Below are 21,365 nucleotides of genomic sequence, written 5' to 3' on the forward strand. Positions count from 1 at the left end.
CCGGATTCAGCTTTCTTTAGATTTTCTTTACGAATCAGCTCTAATAAAAGTCAACCAGGCAACTAATCAGGAATTTTGGGGAGATTAAGAGTTAACCAACAGAAAGTAGTATACTTTTCTGGGTTCGCCCAAAGCTATCTAAAGATTTCGTCTAAAAACTAAGAATTTTGGGGTTGCTCTAATGCTAAATCCTGTAGTTACAGTCAGTATATTTCAAAAACAACCCGACCCTAAAGTATTTTCAGCAGGTCAAGTCATCTTTGAAGAAGGACAATCTGGTGATGAAATGTATGGAATTATCGAAGGAGAGGTAGATATATTAGTCAATGGCAAAATTGTAGAAACCATTGAAACAGGCGAAGTTTTTGGTGCAGGGGTACTTGTAGGAGTAAAAAGTAGAACTTACGCAGCTATTGCCAAGGTGGATACCAAGCTGGGTTTCCTTGATGAGCAAGGGTTTCTCTTTGCCGTTCAAGAAACACCTGTGTTTGCTCTACAGGTAATGAAAAGTTACTCAGAGCGTCTGAGTCGCTTACAACGTATGGTGTGAGGCAGAGGCAGGAGGATGCAGTAAGTAGCAAGGTCTTTTGCCAAGTAGCTTCTCTAACTTCTGCCTTTTTTATTGTCAAGATGCAAGATTTATCGGAGTTAGCAATGGCGCGTAAACGCTTGATTATCGAAATGGGGATGGGAATCGATCAACACGGACAAGAACCAACAGTAGCAGCATCTAGGGCAGTACGGAATGCGATCGCTCACAATGCCTTACCTGGTGTTTGGGAAGTCGCAGGTTTAAGTCACCCCAATCAAATGATTATAGAGGTTCAGGTGGCAGTGCCATACCCCGAACAAGTTAGAGAAGAAGAAGTACTCGCTGTATTACCATTTGGGCGAAAAACCCTCACCGTAGAATCTGGAGGGATGATCGTTCAAGGGCGGGCGATTCCCGAACTCAACGATAAAAATGACGAAATGTTGATTGCGATCGCTGCTGTTACAGTTCTAATCGAAGATGAGTAGCTGAGGCAATCCTTCTAGAAAGATAAATTTATAGAAAAGTTATTAAGTTATTTGATTGCCGACTTGATTTGTGCAAACGCGATTTTTAATCGTTAAGTATATTTGCTGATTACTCGCTCAAAAAGCCTTATTTCTTTATAAAAAGACCTGTTTACTTGCTCAAAATACTTAAATGCTTTCTCAAAATGGCATTTGACTTACTCAAAATGCTTGAATGCTTTCTCATTTCGGTATTTTCAGCAAGCAAAATCACCTTTGACTTACTCAAAATGCTTAAATGCTTTCTCATTTCGGTATTTTCAGCAAGCAAAATCACCTTTGACTTACTCAAAATGCTTAAATGCTTTCTCATTTCGGTATTTTCAGCAAGCAAAATCACCTTTGACTTACTCAAAATGCTTGAATGCTTTCTCATTTGGGTGTTTTCCGCAAGCAAAATCACCTTTGACTTACTCAAACCCCTGTTTGTTTCATGACTTGGGGAGTCAAGTTGAGGCCGCGCTGGCTCGCTCACTCGAATACGAATAAAATATTGGAGCAGGATTTGCCTCTGATTGCAAGACAACAAGCAGAAATTGCTCTTATGGCTCATACACTCAAAACTGACTTTGAGCATTCCTACACTCGTCACTAAAATAGGTACTAGGAACAGTTCGTAGTAAGGACTTTAGTCCTTATTTTCTAAGCACTAAAGGATTACCAAGAAATAAATTATTCAATCTTGTGGGGTGGACATCTTGTCCGCCCTAACCATTGGGCGGGCGAGACGCCAGTGGTGTCAACTTCAGCAAGCCCTAGCGTACTCATTGGGTGTTATGCGTCCGCCCACCGTTAAAACGGCGGTCTAATAACCCAAGTCCATTAAAATGGACTGTAATCTTCAGTCCTCTGAGTGAGGACTTTTGCTATGAGACAGGGATTTTAATCCCTGGCTGGCGGACGTTCGGTTTCACGTTAAGTTGACACCAATGGCGAGACGCCCACCCCACAAGAAAAATTGAATGTTTTTTTCTTTGGAAGTCCCTAAAGTGCTTACTACAAACTTTTCATTACTAGCTGAGATATTGTACTGATAGATGTGTGGTAAATTTGCTCACCCGAAACGATTTGCTTAAACCCTTTGTGTGGTTAAGTCGCGATCGAGTTAGTGGCTCTGCGCTAAAGTAAAAATATTGGGATAAAAATCTCTGGCAGTAAATTCAACTGAATCACTAATCTTTACTACTGCGGCGATCATGTCTCAAGAGCATAACGAATCACTCCAAATTCAGGAGATCACCAAACTCAAACCGAAACACTTTGCTGATTTAATCAGATCGGCACAATTGGTTTTTGACCCCACAGCCGGAGTTTCGGGAAAACATATAATAGTTGACTGGGAACAATTTGGAATTCCCCGTGATGTAGCGGACAATCTCAAATCACTTGGTCAGCATTATCAGTATGCATCTCCTCACATCCCGATTGAAGACATTTGGAGTAAATTAACTCCAGAAACTCGTATTTGGTTCGTTGAAAATAAAGATCGGTTGTGGCAGCTTGAAGAAGCTTTCCCAGCCCTTGACGAAGATTAAACGCCTGAATCATTGAAAGCAATACAAATTATTTCTAGGAGTAACAGCATTGCTTAATATGTCAATTTAGGCAATAAACCATAAGATGTAATTTAAGAACAACTTGATTGATGTTCTTAGAGATACATCATTGTCAAAAACAGGGTGTAGGGGGTAGGGGTAGGGAAGACGGCATTGGTAGAGACTTGTACTACACCCCACACCCTACAACCCACCCCAACGGGGTTCAGTCAGTACTTATTTCTACTTTTATTAATTTTCTACTACACCCAACACCCTGTCTTGGCAAAGGCTTCATCTTTTCTTAGTGCCATTGGTGTATAGTTCCAAAATTTTATATCGCTCATCAGCTTGTTAGCCTTAATTGACATACTCCCCCGAATTGAATTCGGGGGATTCTAGCTTCAAACAGCAATTGCAGTCATAGACTGTCTAACATCACCTAAGCCAACAGGTAAACCGTATCGATCCATAAAGTATTGTAGATATCGTTAGTCTGCAATCCCTGGCTCTGGATTTTAAAAAAATGTTACGACTTTATCATTTATTACTAGGTTCTATTTTGCTGGTGTCAATACCGGTGGGAGCCAAATTTTTTTTACCGCAATTTTCTTCACCCAAAGTAGTAAAACCTCCTACCGTTGCCAAACTTCCCAACTCTAATCAAGGAAATATTTGGCAGAAAATTCTGGGAAGTGCTGCTGCTCCAACTAACTGGCAAGTTGCTCCCTGTGAAGGAAATGCACCTTTGTTGTGTGTCTCCTCCAAAGGAAAACGTTTGGGTACAGTTGAGATTAACATTTACCCACTAGCAAACAATGAGGATTTCCGAAAGAAACTCTTAGCAGCTGGTATTCCAACTGCTTCTCTAGTAGACTACCAAAGTCCCAAGTACCAAACCCAGTTATTACCAGTACTTAAGACTTGGGTTGTAGAGCATTATGCTGCGTTTGCCAAAGATCGACAGGGTAAGTATGGAAAACAGATTACTTTCTCAGCCTACCCACCGCAACCAGTAACCATTGGTAAGCTTCAGGGAATTCGCTATGGGTTCGTCGGACTTAAGCAGCAAGGTGAAGTACAAGAGCAACATATCGGTCATGTTGCCTTTGATGGCACTAAACTTTACGTAATTACTACTGCATTTGACACAGGTACGCAAACAGGTAAGTTTGATAAACTAGAAAACTTGGCTATTTTTCAACCTTACTTGTATGCGATCGCCGCAGATTTGCATTTACCCCAATAGGAATTGGAGATTGGGAAATCTTCCCAGTCCCCACTTCCCATCAACCTAAATCTCAGCCACCGCGCGTTCAATCAAGCGATGTGCTAAAGTTTGCGTGCCAGTATGCTCATAATAATTTGTTGCTACATCCAGGAATGCTGCAAGGTAGTCCAACTTGTCATCAGCAATATCGGTAAAACTTTGCAAGTTGTGGACAACCTTTTGCGGCGTTAAATTATTGGCGCTAACTAACCCACTCATCCAACCTTTAACTGAGTCAAAGCTTTCGCCGATAAAGTTGAGTTTACTGCCGGCATTGTTCCCTGGAATCACATCTTTGATATTTTGGAAAGTCGAGTTTTGTTCTAACTCCTGTGGATTTGTTTGATTCAGCCCAGATATCGCTTTGCTGATAAAATCTGGGCCTAAAGGTATCAAACCATCAACGCAAACTAATGCCACCATGCGGATCAGCGACTCACCACTGTACTCTCCTAAAGAGGCGACAAAATCCCCAATACTGTCTCCGGGAATGCCGTTAATTTGACAGAAGGCTACTAACTCAGCCACTAATTTTAACGTCAAATCAATGGTTTGGGCTTTATCAGGTTTGGGAGTGACAGAGTTTAAAAAACCCAACAAAGGAATTTTTTCGCCGACTTTGTTAGCTAAAGCTGCTGCACCAAGGGCTTTATCTGTATTATCAACAGTTTGATATAACCACAAGGCTGTTTGGTATCCTTGGGATTTATCATTAAATAGATAAATCGCTCTTTCGCCAATTTGCTGAATTAAATCTTCGTCGTCTTCGCCAGTGACTTTCTTAATAGTGTTGACAAAGCCAACGGTATTTTGCCACTCTCCAGGAGCAACAAAATCGAGGGACTTCAACATAGAAACAGTCAAGCCGCCAGTTGGCAATTGATCGACTAACTCAACAATCGATTTGCTCACAAAAATCTCCTTTTTTAGGTTTTACGATCTGAATGTTAGTAGTGCAAATCATTTCAGTCTAGCTAGACCATTAAGATTAAACTTTTCTAGCCAATCTTCGCGATCGCTAGCTGTAAATGACGGATCGCGAGAAAGTGCTTTTACTTGGTATTTGCCTACCAAAATTGCAGTTTGCGTTTTACCAACTTCTATTGCGGGATAACCGCCAATTTTTTTAGTGCTTTTCGAGAACTTTGCTGCTGCACTGGGTGTGCTGGTGGTATCAGAAATAGACAGCAACGCTATATCTTTACCGCCTTTTTTCAACTTAGCTTCCGCAAAGCCTTTTTTCTCTTGGGTATAGACGCGTTGGTAGCCATCACCAGCTTTTGGGAAAAGTTTATTAAATTCGCTACCCTGAGTTGCGGTTTTAGCTACCGATTGACCGCTTTTTTGTTGAGTGCTTTCTTTTTGTGCCTGGTCAAAACGTCCAGGTGTTTTTGGGCTACAGGCTGTTGTCAGTAGTACCACCGACAGCAACAAAGCGGCTACTACCCTACGCCCACGGTGTAAAATCATTCTTGGCTTCTCCTTGATATTTGAGCTTTAAGGCAATTATTTGCGCTGCTAGCAATTATTACCCGTTCTGAACCGTTATTGACTGTAAAATTTACTTTTTGATAATTATTTCCAAAGTTCTCACCGATAAAAGTCATTTTTGCACTTCAAAAAAGTTTTCATGTATTTGAACCATATATGTTGTAGGGGCGCAACGCCTTGCGCCCTTATCGCGTTGTCTATTTAACGTGAGTTCGATGAACCTCTCCCCAACCCCTCTCCGACGCGGAGAGGGGCAGAAATTCTTAGTTGACAACGAAAAAATTAGGGTTTCAAAGCCTCTCTCCCTGTGGGGGAGAGGTTTGGAGAGGGGTTTTTAGAGCCGTCGAACTCACGTCTATTTACCTGAAAATAGCTGTAACGCAGCAATGAACCCAATGCAAAAACGCCCCCCCTTTCGGGAGAGCGTCTTTTATTTATAGAGAATCGTGAAGAGCGTATCTCAGATTATAATTAACCGTTGATCGCAGGAGCAGTCAGAGCAACAGGAGCGGAATCGCCAGCAGCCAAATCCAGAGGGAAGTTGTGAGCATTACGCTCGTGCATAACTTCCATACCCAGGTTAGCGCGGTTGATTACATCAGCCCAAGTTGAAATAACACGACCTTCAGAATCAATGATTGACTGGTTGAAGTTGAAACCGTTCAAGTTGAACGCCATTGTGCTTACACCCAAGGCGGTGAACCAGATGCCGATTACAGGCCATGCTGCTAAGAAGAAGTGCAGTGAACGGCTGTTGTTGAAGGAAGCGTATTGGAAGATTAACCGACCGAAGTAGCCGTGAGCCGCAACGATGTTGTAAGTTTCTTCTTCTTGACCGAACTTGTAACCGTAGTTTTGAGATTCGGTTTCGGTTGTTTCACGAACCAAGGAGGAAGTTACAAGAGAACCGTGCATCGCAGAGAACAAGCTGCCGCCGAATACACCTGCTACACCTAACTGGTGGAAGGGGTGCATCAAGATGTTGTGTTCTGCTTGGAAGACGATCATGAAGTTGAAGGTTCCACTTATACCCAAGGGCATACCATCACTGAATGAACCTTGTCCGATCGGGTATACCAAGAATACTGCACTTGCTGCTGCTACTGGTGCTGAGTAGGCGATCGCAATCCAAGGACGCATTCCTAAGCGGTAGGATAGTTCCCATTCACGACCCATGTAGCAGAATACGCCAATCAGGAAGTGGAAGATTACCAACTGGTAGGGACCGCCGTTGTACAACCACTCATCAAGGGATGCTGCTTCCCAAATTGGGTAGAAGTGCAAACCGATGGCGTTGGAGGAAGGTACTACTGCACCAGAGATGATGTTGTTTCCGTAAATCAAGGAACCTGCTACTGGTTCGCGGATTCCATCGATGTCTACTGGAGGAGCGGCGATGAAGGCGATGATGAAGCACGCGGTGGCGGCTAGCAAGGTCGGTATCATCAATACGCCGAACCAACCGATGTAGATCCGATTGTTGGTGCTGGTGATCCATTCGCAGAATCGATCCCATACATTGGCGCTTGAGCGCTGTTGTAAGGTTGTTGTCATTGTTTTATAAGTGCGGTTAGTTATTTATGAATCAGGCAACTTTGTCTTTGCCTGTGAAACTACTTTACACTGCTTTACAAAAATTAATCAAGTTTTATTACTTCAGGAAACCTGATAACTCATATCAGGTTTGCTTATTTAAGCTCGTTTCTAGTGTTTGTGGGTGTTCCAAATACAGCGAACGCAGAATTTAGATATATTTACTCTGGTGTTAACGCCCAAAAGATAAAATAGAAAGGAACATTGTTGTTATCGACTCTGAAATCCAGAGTTGATATGGATTATTACCAAAATTAGGAGGGAAGGTGTGACATGACAATTACTCTAAATCACACCATAGTGCCTGCACATGACAAAGAAGCATCCGCGAGGTTCTTTGCAAAAATTTTTGGTTTAAAGGTTGAGCTTCCCGTTGGTCACTTTGCTGCTGTGCATATAAATGATGCGCTGACACTCGACTTCGCCGACACTGAAGCGTTTGAGCCGCATCATTATGCGTTCCATGTCAGTGATGAAGAATTTGATGCAATTTTTGCACGCGTCAAAGAAGCAGGTATTGAATACAGTAGCGACCCCATGCATCACAATAAAGGACAAATTAACCACAGAAAGGAAGGTCGTGGCTTTTATTTCTATGACTCCGATGGTCACAACTTAGAATTGTTAACCCGTGCATAGATTTTTGACATCAGGTCAATGCATTACTTTTTGACTAAAAAATATGCTGTGGCATAGTCCGGTAATTGGCTGATATTCTGCCCAAATTCTGTTTTATTCTTAAAAATACCTGCCAAAAAATCGAGCTGATAAAGATTGGGTAAAAATGCTCCGCCTGTATCGGCGATGACTCCCATTTGCAGATGTTTGCGACCACCTTGAGTATGCTCAATCACAATCACCTTACCTAAACCGACATTCAAAACATCTCCAGCAAAAGTAACTCCCGGTTTGATAGAAATTTTGGCATCTATTTTGTATCCATAACCTTTAATAGCATCAACTTCTCTAAAATACCAATAACGCTTTTGTGCTGTTGCCTTTAATCCACGGATATAAGCCATTCCATTGTTTCTATCTACATTAAAAAATGCCTTATAACCATCTGTAAAATTAATCAGGATTGTTCCTTCCATAATTGCTTCTTCTAAGCCATTTCTGGTTAGATAAGCAAGAGTATTCACTTTTCCAAATTCTCTACCACCTGGTTCATAAATACCAGATAAAACATCTTGCTTTGTGTATCGAGTGTAGAACTTATCGTTATTAGAATTATCTTTTAAGCTATAAATTGGTATATTAAAAGTAGAGGTTTTCTTGCGGGAACCAGGGTGAGTAAATACAGCATATTTGGTGATTCGTAATTGTTTTTGCTGTTTACTTTTGGGGTTGTATGCAGACCATTTAATGACTCGAAAATTAGTATTAATAAATTGAGAGTCTTGTAAACGAGTAGCCCGATTATTAGCAATATCCTCCTTCAAAACAGCAATCATGAAATCTAAGGTTTTGAGAACATCTGGTACAGTAACTCCTTGAGTAGTAAGGACTCCTGGACGCATAATATCTGGGTCTTCTGAAGCATAATCTTGAAAATATTTTCTAGTATTAACGAGAACGGTTAATAAATCTCCTTGATTGAATTTAACCTTACTATTTGGTAGTTTTCCTGGAGTAGCAATCTGACTACCATTAATATTAAATTTATATTTTTTGAACTCATCAACAACTGGATAGGGTGTAGATGCTGCTAATAAATTGTGCGGAGATGAAAAAGCGTTTTGCTTGTCTAGAATTCTATCAGATATATGTTGAGTTGCAAAAGTCTTTTGAAACCTTGAGGTAATTGGATCGGTAACTTTATTTGAAGTAAAAGAAATATGTGGTTTAATTTGAACAAAATTTTCTTGTTGAGTAAAAACACGATTTTGTGGTACTAGGTCTTTAGTTTTTGACTGAGGATATAGATGGTTATTTGCTAAACTTAAAAATAAAGAACCAGCACAACCAATCATCAAACAAAATTTTGGACTCAACTGGATATTCATAAATTGGAAAATAAATTGCTACTAATTAATAATAATTATACTTATTTATTAATGCTAAATCTACTAAAACACGAGGCTTGCACTCATATAACTTTTATGTTTTTGTAGAGCTTTTATAACTAAAGAGTTTGAATCATCCTAGCTGCCATACGAGATTTTATGGCTTCTAAAATTTCTGGAGTTTGAGTTTTTTGCCAAGCCGGACGTGCTGTTAAACGATCGCACCAAGCACAAAGCTTAGGATACTCACTCAAAGAAACACCGCCCTTCATCAACCAGGGTACTATAGAGCCAGCTACAGATTCAGCAAGAGTTATACTATCACTGCCAAAGAAAGGGCGATTGTCGAGTAAATTCTCGAAAAAATTCAGTACTATTGAGATTTTCTGTTTCGACTGCTCAATTTTGTCTGGCTCTCCTCCAGGTAAGCCTAATATTACGGGGGACAATATGATTGTGGGTGGCATTAATTCATTTACCGTTGCTAATTGCACCATTCGCACAATTGCTAGATCCTTTGCATCGATAGGCAACATAGTAGGTGTGGGATATTTTGCCTCTAAGTAATCTAATATTGCCAAAGATTCCACTATCTCAAAACTATCATCCACTAAAACAGGAATATGGTGGAAAGGATTAAGAGTTAAAAACTCTGGCTTTAAATGTTCGCTATCTAAAATGTTGACTTCTACTAATTCAAAGTCTATTCCTTTTTCGATTAGAGTAATCCAAATACGGCGAGAATTTGGTGAAATTGGATGATGATAAAGCTTTAACATCGGAAACCTTGAGAATTTTTATTAAAGTTCAGATCAGCTCATTGGGAATAGCTGTGTTATCTCTCCACTACCTCACGGACTAACTGCGCCAATTTTTCGGCACTATCAGGAACTGCGATCGCCTTTGCTTTTTCCCTCATATTTGCTAATTCTTGCGGTGACTGCAATAAATTCAACACATTATTTTGCAATACTTCAGTCGTCAACTCAGATTGCTTCAACGTTAACGCTGCACCCGATGAAGTAAATACGTCTGCATTGTAAGATTGATGGTCTTCTGCGGCAAAGGGGTAAGGAATCAAAATCGCTGGCGTTCCACACACTGCTAATTCTGTTAAGCTACCTGCACCAGAACGACTAATGGCTAAAGTAGCTCGTTGCAATAACGCTGCCATATTGTTGTAAAAAGGCAAGGCTATGTACTGTGGATGTTTGAGACTATCTGCTTCCGGATCGCGATCGCCAGTTAAATGTACTACATAAACACCAGCATCAAACCAAGCTTTTGCAGATTCGCGCACCAAGTTATTGATTGCAACTGCACCCTGGCTACCGCCAAAAACAACAATTAAAGGCACACCTTCAGGAATAGCTAAATCCAGTGGCGCATTAATTGCTCCATCAAGAAATTGCGATCTTACTGGAGTACCAACATAGACATTTTTGGCACGAGGCAAATACTTAGCAGCTACTTCAAATCCCAAGGCTACCGCACTACACCAAGGGCCAAAAAAGCGAGTTACTTTACCGGGTAAGGCGTTAGATTCGTGGAAAATCACAGGTAAACCAAGGGAACGCGCCGCAATGACGGCTGGCCCGGCAATGTAACCCCCTGTGGTAAACACCCCTTGAAAATTTCCCTGTTTGAGAATTCGTCTGACTTCTAGAATCGAAAGGGCAAGTTTACCCAAAATGCGAATTGAGGAAACTCCAAACCCTTGCTGAAACCCTTCAACTGCAATAGTATTCAAGGGATACTGTTTCGGGACAAGTTGAGTTTCCAGCCGATCTGGTACTCCCAGCCATTCTATTTGATAGTCTGGAAGTTTTTGCGCCAGGGCGATCGCTGGAAACAAATGTCCACCAGTCCCACTGGCAGCTATTAATAATCGTATCGGTGCGTTTGCCATCAAACCTCTACCGTTTAGCGTCTAGCTTAACTAAGATAAAACAATTTGCTTACTTTCTCTAATCAAATCAGTAAACTCTTACCCATGACTAACATTATTACCGCCTTAGTGAGACGACAACTCAAATTTCCAGCAAATATTTGGCTAGTTTCGTTTCTGCTGACTATTGGTTTAACAACTGGTTGGCAACGTACTCAGGCAACGACACCACAGCAATTATCCCAAGCCACAACAGCCCAAAATGCACCAGCTGCTTTGACAAACCTGTTGACACAAGTTGATAGCGCTGCCAGCCGAGGCGATGTCAGAGGAGTGTTGCAATTCTACAGCCCCAATTTCACTCATGGCGATGGATTAAACCTCCAAACCTTGGAAAAGTCTTTGACTTCACTTTGGCAACGATATCCAAAATTGCAATACAGCACGAAACTGCTCTCTTCAAAACCTGAAGCCAATGGGATTATTGCTGAAACAGAAACAAAGATAACTGGCTTACCCTCTGGTAACGGTAATAAGTTAGCTCTCAATGCCACGATTAAATCGCGTCAGCGCATTGAAGGCGGAAAAATAGTCCGCCAAGACATTTTGTCAGAACGCACCCTGCTTACTTCTGGTAGTAATCCGCCCCAAATTGATATTAAATTACCCCAGCAAGTCCAAGTCGGTCAGAAGTATAATTTTGATGCGATCGTTCAACAGCCACTTGGTGATGATTTTTTACTAGGAACGGCCTTAGAAGAATCTATCCAACCAGATAAATTTCTTAATCCTACACCCGTCGATTTGGAATTACTGACATCTGGCGGATTGTTTAAAGTAGGACAAGCACCATCTACCCCAGGTAGCCAATGGATTTCTGCTGTCATCCTGCGAGGTAATGGGATGACAATGATAACTCAGCGCCTGCAAGTGGTGAAGAAGTAGAGACGCGATTAATCGCGTCTGTACAGGAGGTAGGAGGTAGGAGTTATAGACCGATTGATGATAAATTATGAACGATGAAACTTGTGCTAATTCATAATTCATAACTGTTAACTCCTCACTCCTAACTATCCTTGTTAACTCCTCACTCCTAACTATCCTAATGACTTCCCTACAAAATCAAATCATTTTGATCACTGGTGCAAGTAGTGGTATTGGTACTGCTTGTGCAAAAATCTTTGCTGATGCAGGTGCAAAACTGATTTTAGCAGCACGACGGTTAGAACGTTTGCAGCAGCTAGCAGATACTCTTAGTAAAGATTTTAGTACTGAAATTCATTTATTACAGCTAGATGTGCGCGATCGCCATGCTGTTGAATCTGCCATTGCAACTCTACCCTCTGCCTGGTCTGACATCGACATTCTCATTAATAATGCTGGCTTGAGTCGTGGTTTAGACAAGTTACACGAAGGCAGCTTTCAAGACTGGGAAGACATGATTGATACTAACGTTAAGGGTTTACTTTATGTCTCCCGCTATGTAGTTCCGGGAATGGTAAGTCGCGATCGCGGTCATGTGGTAAATTTAGGTTCCATCGCCGGACATCAAACCTATCCCGGTGGCAATGTCTACTGTGCTACCAAAGCTGCTGTGAGAGCCATTTCTGAAGGTTTAAAACAAGACCTGTTGGGTACGCGAGTCCGTGTAACTTCTGTCGATCCTGGTATGGTAGAAACGGAATTTAGCGAGGTACGCTTTCACGGAAATACTGAACGTGCTAACAAAGTCTACCAAGGAGTTACACCCCTAACAGCAGATGATGTGGCTGATGTGATATTTTTCTGTGTGACGCGATCGCCCCATGTCAATATTAATGAAGTTGTGCTAATGCCTGTTGACCAAGCTAGCGCTACCCTAGTTAATCGACGAACATAAAAGTCATCTCATCCCATTCTAAAAAAGCTTACCCCTGCCATTTACTTTACTCAAGAGACATTTGGTAGAAAAAATGTAGAGACGTAGTACTACGTCTCTACTAAGGTTCTGGATAACGCATATTTAATTTCACTAAATATTTAAAGTCTTACTGTTTATATTTCAGTTTACGTCTAGAGAGTTTGTTAAGGCTTTACCGACTCAGCTAGAGTGAAGAACTCTTAACCCAACCAACAAGCGTATTGGATTTTAATTAGAAATTAACCTATTTAGTAACTTTTCTTAACTGTGTTTTACGAAGTATTTAGTTATTGTATTTAGGGATACGCAATTATTTTTTATAAATAAGCGCTAATCTAATCAAACATGGCCAGAATATACTATACCTTCCTGGCAGGGGGACTTGTTATATAGTCCCTGCTGGGTTTATTTTTTACAAGCTTTCAGTTTTTTCTAAATTTTTATGAGTTTGCGTTAGTGTAGATCGACTCAAACATCGCCAACACTATTTTCAAGGCAAGTATATTAGACCTCTCGCAAAAATATATTTTTGCACTCTTAGGGAAAAGGTTAAAGGGAAAGGATTTTGAGTTTTTTTACCCTTTACCCTTTACCCCTTCCCCCTTCCCCTTTTCCCCGACTTTTGCAAGAAGTATATTAACTATTGGTCAGCCGTGACGATCGCGATCGCAAAGCCGTCATATCCTTTGCTACCCACAGTCTGGATTGCCGTGGCGTTGACACGTGGCTCAGAAGCAAGCAGTTCGTTGAAGCAGCGCACCCCCTGAACGTTAGGATCGTTGCTATTAGAATCAATCACTGCTCCGTTACGCACAACATTATCAGCGATAATCAGGCTGCCGCGCCGGGAAAGCTTGAGCGCCCACGCGAAGTAATCGGGATTACTTGGCTTATCAGCGTCGATAAAGATTAAGTCAAATGGGCTGTGACCTTCAGCGGCAATCTGTGGCAGTGTAGAGAGCGCTTGTCCGAGGCGGAGGTCAACAACGTTAGACAGACCAGCGCGCTCGATATTGGCGCGGGCAATTTCGGCGTGCTTTGGGTCAGCTTCTAGTGTGATTAGGCGGCCATTACTGGGTAACGCCCGCGCCAGCCAGATCGTACTGTAGCCGCCCAGTGTGCCAATCTCTAAGATGCTTCGCGCTCCTTGGATTTGCGCCAACAGTAGCAATAGTTTGCCTTGGGTTGGCGAAACGTTATGCGGCGGTAGTCCGGCGGCGGCACTAGTTTGGAGGGCTTTATCCAGCGCTGGGTCTGACGGTACAAGCAAATCGGTAAAGTAACGATCGACCGCAGTCCATTGCTCTTGAGTCATAGATTCTCAGTTTTTACGATTCAGTAGCACTTGCTTCATTAGAAAGGATTGTAATGATTTCATCCAAAGGGCGATCGCGATTAGACTCTTCTGGTGTTTCCTTACCCAAGGAGGTTTCTTTCACCAAACGGTAAACGTCAGCTGCTCCGTAAAAAATGCGCTCAGTTAAACCTAACTCTTTAAAGGTTTCTGCAATCTCTTCCATCTCTCCTATCCAACGATGCGCTTTCGGTGTCATCGTTGGAATGGAACGCGTCAAAATACTAGCAAGTTCTTGTTGACTATTAGATACTTCATCCCATAGTTCCTTATCTAAACCTAAACGATGGGCTGCAATTAGTAATTCTGTGCCAATTGCTGTAAGTCCCTTTGTCAGTGCTGCGTAAGACATTTTCAACCCGGAAGCCTGACCAATTTCATCACCAATTACCCGTACATCCAAGCCGTGCTCCCGCAGTTGTTGCAGTTGATTTGCCTGTTTTCCAGAAGTGTAAATGCGGGTGCGATTGGGAACTCGCGGTGGTGGGCCAATAATTGATGCATCTACAAATGTTCCCCCAGCTGATTCAATGAGGTGGCCGATATTTATGACTTTTTGGGGTGCGATCGCATTACAATCAACGTAGAGAATGGGTTTACCAACACTGGCGATCGCCTCAGCTACTTGCTTCGCCGCTTGGGTAGCCGCTGCGGGGACTAGAACTGACAGCACCACATCAGATTCAATTACCAGTTGTGTGAGGGAACCTACATCTTGGATGTTGGCTGCGGCTGCTAATTGCCGAGTTCGTTCACTGCGATCGTCTAGGGCTGCAATAGTTTTCAATCCATGTTGATTAAGAACAGCTGCGATCGCTTGTCCCATATCACCCGGACTTAAAATACCAATAGTTTGGATAGGCATGGAAAGTTTTATATTTATTTTATGGCTGACAAGTTAATTCAGGTAATTGAGTAGTTATCAACTACGATAAATTGATGTATATGCCGTACTTTATCAAACCACGGATAAGCTTAACAAGCAAGCTATCTGCTGAGAGATAGGTAAGAGGTAGGAGCAAAACAGTCTTTATATATAAGGATTTTGATGAATTGCAATAGGAAATGGCAATTTCTCAAAAGAAACTAGATTTCTTTCAATCCCTAATAGGGATTTAAATGAATTGCAATACAATAATATAGTGTAAAAATCCTACACTGAAAATGTGTGAGATATTCAAGTAATAATGTTGACTCTACCAGTATCAATATCGTAACAAGCACCAACAATTTTTAGTTTACCTTCACGAAGCAATTTAGCCAAAATAGTTGAGCTTTCTTGCAATTTTTCAGTTTGATACTGAATGTTAGCTATAACTGCATCTTGCATACGATCGCCAGTTCTGAGCTTTACCCTTTCTACAGATGGTTTGATACCCTCAATAATCAAACCAATTCTGCCTGGAAGTGGTTCGTTTTTGATTGCTTCTGCGACTGCACCACATCTTCTATGACCCAAAACCATAATCAACTGCGAACCCAATACTGCTGTAGAATATTCCAGACTACCTATAACTGTGTCACTGACAACATTACCAGCAACTCGCACGACAAATAAATCTCCAAGTCCTCGATCGAAAACAATTTCTGCCGGTACTCTAGAATCTGCACAGCCCAATATGGCGGCAAAGGGATACTGAGCTTTCGCAACTAATCGTAGGTGTTCTAGTGATTGATCGGGATATTGACGTTTTTGATGGATAAATCTTTGATTACCATCAAGCAATCGTTTGATGGCTTCATTTGGACTGATTGAATTAGGGTTAACTGGGTGAATATCAGCAACAGCAGTTTGCTCTATATTCCAAAAACTATCACCGAAAGTAGTAGCTGCAATACCTACAACACTGGCGAATTTCAAGAAATTACGTCGCCCGACAAATCCATTAATTCGACTCATCAATCTACCTGACAACAATAAAGCTGTTCTCAAGAAGATATCAGACTTAACTAAGATGTAAGAGTACTTGATTACACGGTTTAAGGGTCATTTAATATTCGCGTGATTTAGAGTGGTTAGAATCCAATCTGGGTTAGTGATGAAAGCAAATGAACAAGCGATACAAGAGAGTCATTAAAGCGGCTTTATCGCAATACGCTTGGGTTAAGCCAGAAAAATAAATTTGCGTAGGTTGGGTTGAGGAACGAAACCCAACATTTTCGTGTATTTTTTGGGTTTTACTTCGTTCAACCCAACCTACAATAGACTGTAAATATAGGGATATTATCTTTTAACTTATTAGTCAGCAGACTTCTTGGCATTTGTCGGGGTAAAGGGGCAGCAGAAAAGGGTAAAGAGATTCAAAATCCTTTCCCTTTAACCTTTTCCCTTTTCCCTTTTCCCTCTCTTGCAAAAATATATTTTTGCAAGAGGTATAGTATTCAGACGATACCTCTAGCTATTTAAGAGGATGTTTGAAAAGTATTGGAATTAAACTTTTCAAACATCCTCTTAAAGCGTAAGTGTAGCTGCTTTGGTGTTTGCTTCCTGATTACCTCAGGCACAAAGCTCTGTTATGACGTTCATTTTCAAAAGTTTGTGGTTGACTGAAATTGGTTCTTTGGCTAATAATGTGTTTTTTCTAGTCAAATTTAAAGTACTTTTATCTAAACTCAGGTTAGGCATCTCTTGCCAACAGTGACGGCAGAACCAGTAGGTTTCTTGTAAACGAATGTGACGAAGCATTTGGTTAGAACAGCAAGGGCAGTTTGTCATAGTATTGTTGTTTTATTAAAAAAGTTAAACAAAAATAAGTAGTTTGCTCTTGGCTTAACTACCAACAGCTTTAATTTATAAACAGAAAATAAAGAACTAATAAAGAAATGACAGGAGTTTAAAAACTTTAGAAAATATTAACAATTACTTGATTAGCGTAGGATCGCAAGAAGCGCAGCATCACTCTCTAAGACAGTCTATTTATACAAGAACGATTACGCCCGTTTGCTTTGGCTTGATAAAGGGCTCGATCTGCTGCCTCAATCAAATCCAAAGGAGCCATATTGGGTGTCGGAATCACTGTGGCAATTCCGATACTCAAGGTGACGTGATGCTTCACAGGCGATGCCGCGTGGGGAATATTTAGCTGTTGGATAGCTTTATGAATTTCTTGGGCAACGTGAAAAGCCCCATTACTAGGAGTATTAGGCAAGATGACAACAAATTCTTCTCCACCATAACGAGCAGCTAAATCTCTAGAACGTTTAACACTTTGTTTGAAAGCTTGGGCAATAAAGCGCAAACAATCATCCCCGGTCGCATGACCATAAGTATCGTTATATTGTTTAAAATAATCAATGTCGCATAAAAGTAGTGAGACAAAACCTTGTTCTCGTAAAAGATACTGCCAGACAGAATTAAGCTTAATATCAAAACATCGGCGATTGGCGATTTGAGTTAATTCATCCACCATTACCATATTTTCAAGCTGCTGGTTGGCACGCTGCAATTGTTGATAAAGTTCTGATTGCTGAATAGCGATCGCTACCTGTGTTGCCAATTGCTGAAGCAGTTCGCTTGCCCAAGGTTGCCACTGACGCGGGGCGCTGCAATGATGAGCAACCAAAAGACCCCAAAGGCGATCGCCTTGTAAAATTGGTACAACTAGCTTGGCTCTGACTTGCAACTTCTCCAATAACTCTACATGACAAGGGGTAAATCCGGCGGTGTAGATGTCTGGAGTAACTCTGAGTGTAGTTTCTTGATAAGACTGTCCCTGTATTTTGACAAAATAGCTATCTGTAATTTCCATATTCAAAATCGATTGCCAACCTGCTGCTATAGACTCCGTGACAATCACACCACTCCAATCACGGTTAAAGCGATAGATGATGACGCGATCGGTTTGCAGAAAATGTCTAACTTCAGCAACAGTTGTGTTTAAAATTTCATTCAAGTCCAAAGACCTACGGATATGTTGAGCGATCGCATAAACCATGCGTTCCCGTTCTGTTTGCTGTTGCAGGGCAATTTGTGCCTGTTTGCGGTCTGTGATATCTGTAAATGATGTCACCACCGCCGATGGTTTTGATTCATCGGATTCAAACAGTGGTTGAGAATTGATTGAAATCCAAGTCAAGCTGCCATCAGGTTTATGAACTCCCATAATCACATTAAATTGAGGCTTTCCAGTGCGTAAGGTGACAATGGCAGGGTGAGTTTCGCTTGGAAAAGAAGTACCATCTTCATGAATCGCTCGCCACTGCAAAGCGATGGAAGTTCGCCCCATCATTTGATCGGCTGTTAACCCTAAAATTCTTTCGGCACTGTCATTACAGGTGGTAATGCGTCCATCGGATTGCTGTAGGACAATACCTTCTGCCATCGCTGTAATTACGGAACGATAGCGTTGTTCGCTTTCTCGCAGCGCTTCTTCCATACGCTTGCGTTCAGTAATATCAGTATGAGTTCCTAGCATCCGTAGGGGAAAACCATTCTTGGCGCGACTCGAAACTTGACCCCGATCTAAAATCCACTTGTAGGTTCCATCCTTGCACTTAATCCGATATTCACTGACATATTGTTGGGTTTCACTGGATAAATGCTTGCTAACCTCCTCGTAAACCCTCGCTTTATCATCGGAGTGAACCCGCTGTTCCCATTCACTGAGGGTATTTCCAATTTCATGCTCTGCAAACCCTAACATTTCTTTCCATCGTCGGGAAAAAAAGACTTCGTTAGTTTCAGCATTCAAATCCCAAACTCCGTCGCCATTTCCTTCCAAAGCATACTGCCATCTTTCTTCACTGATTTTGAGTGCGGCTTCGATTTGTTTACGAGGGGTGATGTCTTCAAAAATGTATAACCGCCCAAAATATCGATCCTGAGTATCCCGAATTTGACTGGAAAAGCGGCGAATCGTTCGCCCATCGACAAATAAAATTTCATCCTCAATCGTGCAACGATTTTCTTCAGACTGCAACGGTTTATAAGATTCGACAAATGCCGATGCATCGACAATTGAAGATATACAATCAGGAATGATGTCATTATTTTTTAAAGCACCCAAACGCATTTTGTCTTCTAGATGTTCGATGCCCCAAATTTTACAGAAATGGTGATTGAAATAGAGGATTTCATCAGTACGATTGTCAACAACAAAAAATCCTAGCAAAGATGTTTCAGTCATAGAACGCAGCAAAGCTTCCCGCCAGCGCAATTCTGATTCTGTACGCTGGTGTTCTTGTAGTGCAGCTTGTTGCTTGGTAATATTGTTTTCGTTGACGAGGATGATGGAGTTACCTGTTACTGGATCGCGGGTGCATCGTATATCGATCCCATGCCATTGAATTCCCTCAGTAGTAAACACCTGAGCCTCTATGCTGAACGCCTCACCGAAATTAATCGCTTTCATAGCTTGTTGTCCAACACTCTTGTCAACAAAGTGACTCAGGAAAATATTTTCAGCTGACGAGTTAGGGTATAGGGTATCCCGATAACAGCGCAGGGCTGCCGGATTTTGCATCAAAGGTACACCATCCATCGTGTAAAGCGAGATCATGACTCTGGTGTGACGTAGGGCTTCAATCGCTCTGAGTGTTTCTCGATCGATCTGATTGATAATTTCTGTCGATCCTTCAACCAGCATCGCCATGCGCCCTTCTTCAATTTGAATTCCAGAAAAGATACAGCGCAGAGAAACAGGTTTTCCTTCTGGGTAAAATGTCCAGTTTTCAGTGATGGTTTTCCCTTGCTGAAATTCTTGCAAATAGCTTTGCATTCGAGTGTGAGTAGACTGGGAAACATCACTGAAGTTGCGACTGAGCAATTCTTCTCGACTTTGAGCATTCCAAATATGCAGAGCGGATTGATTCGCCCACCACATCTGCAAGTTTTGAATATCATAAATCCAAACTGGAGTTTGTAATCGATCAAATGCAATCAAGTCTGCAACTGATATATTCTTTGGCAATGCTGTTCTTGTGATAATGGAACCTCTAAAATTCCGATCCAGAGTTCTTTTGATTGATTTCAACCTTGGCTGAACTGTCAAATTTTTCAGGTTTTGATTCAGTTGCAGCGTTAGTTTTTGGCAGGATGTAGCCTTTTGCCGATGGCGTTCTGCTTCCCCAAGAGCGATTCCTAGTTCTGCGGCTATCAGTTGGAAATACTCAATTTCTAAAGAACTCCATTGACGCGAGCCACTGCACTGGTGAGCAATTACTAAGCCCCATAAATGAGGATATGTACTAGAAACTCCATCAAGTTCTTGATTGTTTACTAAAATTGGTACTACTAAATTAGCTCGAATTTGCAAGTCTGTTAATAGTTTTTTGTAACAAGGGTCAAAGTTTGTAGTATGAATGTCTTCAATGACACTAACGCTTCCATCTCGATATCGCTCTACCCATATCGCATTGAAGCAACGATCGTAAATTAGTTGCCCTAGAATCGGTTTCCATCCATTACTTACAGACTCTTCTACGATGACTCCATCTCCATCCGGCAAAAAACGATAGATAATGGCGCGATCGCTTTCTAATGTTGTTCTAACTTCGCTGACAATAATCTTGAGAATTTCACTCATTTCAAGTGACTGATGAATTTGATCGGCCAGCATCCTAATTCGATCGAGGATTTGCTTTAAATCAATTTCAGAACCCGATAGACGATTGAACAGCATAGGAATAATCTATGTATATGCACTTAGATAGATGTAAAAATTATCTTTAGTATTTAATTCTATTCCAAATTACCTAAAACGTTAAGTTAAATTTAAGCTCTAGGAATTTTTTGTACTCCAAGTAATTGCAAATCCTGTTATAGATTGGATATTTTACTCATTCTTGTTTAATCTTTTAGTCAGGTAAAATCCCAACCCAGCAATTGAGCAACTTGAGACGGGAGGGTAACTGGATTAAAGGGTTTGAGAATTACACCTGCAACTTGATACTGTCGCAAAATTTGCGAATCCAACCATCGCGCTTTCGCACTGAGCAACAGTACAGGAATAGCTTGAGTTTCTGGATGATTTCTTAGTTTATTCATAAACTCAAAACTAGCCAGATCGTGAATTGAGATATCTAATACAATCGCATCAGGAGTATGGTGTACTGCATTCTGCAATCCTTCTAATGGAGAATCTGCTGTCACCACATTCCAACCAGCTAAATCTTGGAGGCAAAATTTTACTATCTCACGGACATGCAGTTCATCATCAATGAGCAATATCGTTTTGCCGATTATATTTACCTCCTTTAGCATGTTCATTTGATTTCATATACCTTTTTTGATTACAGATAAAAACCTTTTATCTGTAACCAAAAAAATAG

The 21,365-nt window shown here is 41.2% G+C and carries 21 protein-coding genes; 8 read left to right on the forward strand and 13 right to left on the reverse strand.

Features of this window, described 5'->3' with window-relative positions:
• Positions 1-181: 181 nt before the first annotated feature.
• Entirely contained in the window at positions 182-550 is a 369-nt protein-coding gene (locus NSTCB13_RS09730; RefSeq protein WP_445629380.1) for a Crp/Fnr family transcriptional regulator, read from the forward strand.
• Between the two features lie 104 nt (positions 551-654).
• Complete coding sequence (locus NSTCB13_RS09735) at positions 655-1,020, forward strand: Lin0512 family protein (RefSeq protein WP_099101269.1); 366 nt, start codon at positions 655-657, stop codon at positions 1,018-1,020.
• Between the two features lie 151 nt (positions 1,021-1,171).
• On the opposite strand, the gene NSTCB13_RS09740 is transcribed toward NSTCB13_RS09735, so the two are convergent.
• Positions 1,172-1,534, reverse strand: coding sequence for a hypothetical protein (locus tag NSTCB13_RS09740; RefSeq protein WP_448273242.1), 363 nt, complete (start codon positions 1,532-1,534; stop codon positions 1,172-1,174).
• On the opposite strand from NSTCB13_RS09740, the gene NSTCB13_RS09745 reads away from it, so the two are divergent.
• From NSTCB13_RS09745 to NSTCB13_RS09755, 3 genes are all read left to right on the forward strand, one after another.
• Positions 1,493-1,654 carry a hypothetical protein gene (locus tag NSTCB13_RS09745; RefSeq protein WP_445629381.1) on the forward strand — a complete coding sequence of 54 codons (162 nt, stop codon included), beginning with the start codon at positions 1,493-1,495 and terminating at the stop codon, positions 1,652-1,654. The genes NSTCB13_RS09740 and NSTCB13_RS09745 overlap by 42 nt on opposite strands.
• A 601-nt stretch (positions 1,655-2,255) precedes the next feature.
• Positions 2,256-2,594, forward strand: a complete 339-nt coding sequence (locus tag NSTCB13_RS09750) for a hypothetical protein (protein WP_445629382.1) — start codon at positions 2,256-2,258, stop codon at positions 2,592-2,594.
• Between the two features lie 526 nt (positions 2,595-3,120).
• Positions 3,121-3,843, forward strand: a complete 723-nt coding sequence (locus NSTCB13_RS09755) for a hypothetical protein (protein WP_445629383.1) — start codon at positions 3,121-3,123, stop codon at positions 3,841-3,843.
• Positions 3,844-3,888: 45 nt separating this feature from the next.
• Here NSTCB13_RS09755 and NSTCB13_RS09760 read toward each other — a convergent pair whose 3' ends face one another.
• From NSTCB13_RS09760 to psbA, 3 genes are all read right to left on the reverse strand, one after another.
• Complete coding sequence (locus tag NSTCB13_RS09760) at positions 3,889-4,776, reverse strand: hypothetical protein (RefSeq protein ID WP_322685843.1); 888 nt, start codon at positions 4,774-4,776, stop codon at positions 3,889-3,891.
• Positions 4,777-4,824: 48 nt separating this feature from the next.
• A complete protein-coding gene (locus NSTCB13_RS09765; protein WP_445629384.1) occupies positions 4,825-5,334 on the reverse strand; it encodes a hypothetical protein in 510 nt (169 codons plus the stop codon).
• Between the two features lie 492 nt (positions 5,335-5,826).
• Positions 5,827-6,909 (reverse strand): photosystem II q(b) protein, encoded by a 1,083-nt coding sequence (gene psbA, locus NSTCB13_RS09770; protein ID WP_448272141.1) that lies wholly within the window; start codon positions 6,907-6,909, stop codon positions 5,827-5,829.
• Between the two features lie 312 nt (positions 6,910-7,221).
• Between psbA and NSTCB13_RS09775 the strand changes: the two genes are divergently transcribed.
• Complete coding sequence (locus NSTCB13_RS09775; protein WP_445629386.1) at positions 7,222-7,587, forward strand: VOC family protein; 366 nt, start codon at positions 7,222-7,224, stop codon at positions 7,585-7,587.
• A 23-nt stretch (positions 7,588-7,610) separates the two neighbouring features.
• Here the strand turns inward: NSTCB13_RS09775 and NSTCB13_RS09780 are convergent, their stop codons facing one another.
• The 3 genes from NSTCB13_RS09780 to murG all read right to left on the reverse strand — a co-directional run bounded on the left by NSTCB13_RS09780 (position 7,611) and on the right by murG (position 10,863).
• A complete protein-coding gene (locus NSTCB13_RS09780) occupies positions 7,611-8,954 on the reverse strand; it encodes a hypothetical protein (protein WP_448272142.1) in 1,344 nt (447 codons plus the stop codon).
• Positions 8,955-9,073: 119 nt separating this feature from the next.
• Complete coding sequence (locus NSTCB13_RS09785; RefSeq protein ID WP_445629388.1) at positions 9,074-9,733, reverse strand: glutathione S-transferase family protein; 660 nt, start codon at positions 9,731-9,733, stop codon at positions 9,074-9,076.
• 56 nt (positions 9,734-9,789) lie between these two features.
• Positions 9,790-10,863, reverse strand: a complete 1,074-nt coding sequence (gene murG, locus NSTCB13_RS09790; protein WP_448272144.1) for an undecaprenyldiphospho-muramoylpentapeptide beta-N-acetylglucosaminyltransferase — start codon at positions 10,861-10,863, stop codon at positions 9,790-9,792.
• Between the two features lie 84 nt (positions 10,864-10,947).
• On the opposite strand from murG, the gene NSTCB13_RS09795 reads away from it, so the two are divergent.
• Positions 10,948-11,787, forward strand: coding sequence for a nuclear transport factor 2 family protein (locus NSTCB13_RS09795; RefSeq protein ID WP_448272146.1), 840 nt, complete (start codon positions 10,948-10,950; stop codon positions 11,785-11,787).
• A 160-nt stretch (positions 11,788-11,947) separates the two neighbouring features.
• Entirely contained in the window at positions 11,948-12,721 is a 774-nt protein-coding gene (locus NSTCB13_RS09800) for an SDR family oxidoreductase (protein WP_448272147.1), read from the forward strand.
• Positions 12,722-13,382: 661 nt separating this feature from the next.
• Here NSTCB13_RS09800 and NSTCB13_RS09805 read toward each other — a convergent pair.
• The 6 genes from NSTCB13_RS09805 to NSTCB13_RS09830 all read right to left on the reverse strand — a co-directional run bounded on the left by NSTCB13_RS09805 (position 13,383) and on the right by NSTCB13_RS09830 (position 21,303).
• The gene (locus NSTCB13_RS09805) at positions 13,383-14,057 is read right to left on the reverse strand and encodes an O-methyltransferase (RefSeq protein WP_448272148.1); all 675 of its coding nucleotides are present in this window, start codon (positions 14,055-14,057) and stop codon (positions 13,383-13,385) included.
• A gap of 13 nt (positions 14,058-14,070) precedes the next feature.
• On the reverse strand, positions 14,071-14,961 hold the full coding sequence (locus tag NSTCB13_RS09810) for a DUF1932 domain-containing protein (RefSeq protein ID WP_448272149.1): 891 nt from the start codon (positions 14,959-14,961) through the stop codon (positions 14,071-14,073).
• 312 nt (positions 14,962-15,273) lie between these two features.
• Positions 15,274-15,996, reverse strand: coding sequence for a carbonic anhydrase (locus NSTCB13_RS09815; protein WP_448272150.1), 723 nt, complete (start codon positions 15,994-15,996; stop codon positions 15,274-15,276).
• A 597-nt stretch (positions 15,997-16,593) separates the two neighbouring features.
• Positions 16,594-16,812 carry a hypothetical protein gene (locus NSTCB13_RS09820; RefSeq protein WP_448272151.1) on the reverse strand — a complete coding sequence of 73 codons (219 nt, stop codon included), beginning with the start codon at positions 16,810-16,812 and terminating at the stop codon, positions 16,594-16,596.
• Between the two features lie 187 nt (positions 16,813-16,999).
• Positions 17,000-20,716: a diguanylate cyclase domain-containing protein gene (locus NSTCB13_RS09825; protein ID WP_448272152.1), complete on the reverse strand. Its 3,717-nt coding sequence runs from the start codon at positions 20,714-20,716 to the stop codon at positions 17,000-17,002.
• A gap of 179 nt (positions 20,717-20,895) precedes the next feature.
• Positions 20,896-21,303, reverse strand: a complete 408-nt coding sequence (locus NSTCB13_RS09830) for a response regulator (protein ID WP_445629396.1) — start codon at positions 21,301-21,303, stop codon at positions 20,896-20,898.
• Positions 21,304-21,365 lie beyond the last annotated feature (62 nt).

The sequence above is a fragment of the Nostoc sp. DSM 114160 genome, from assembly GCF_053470305.1.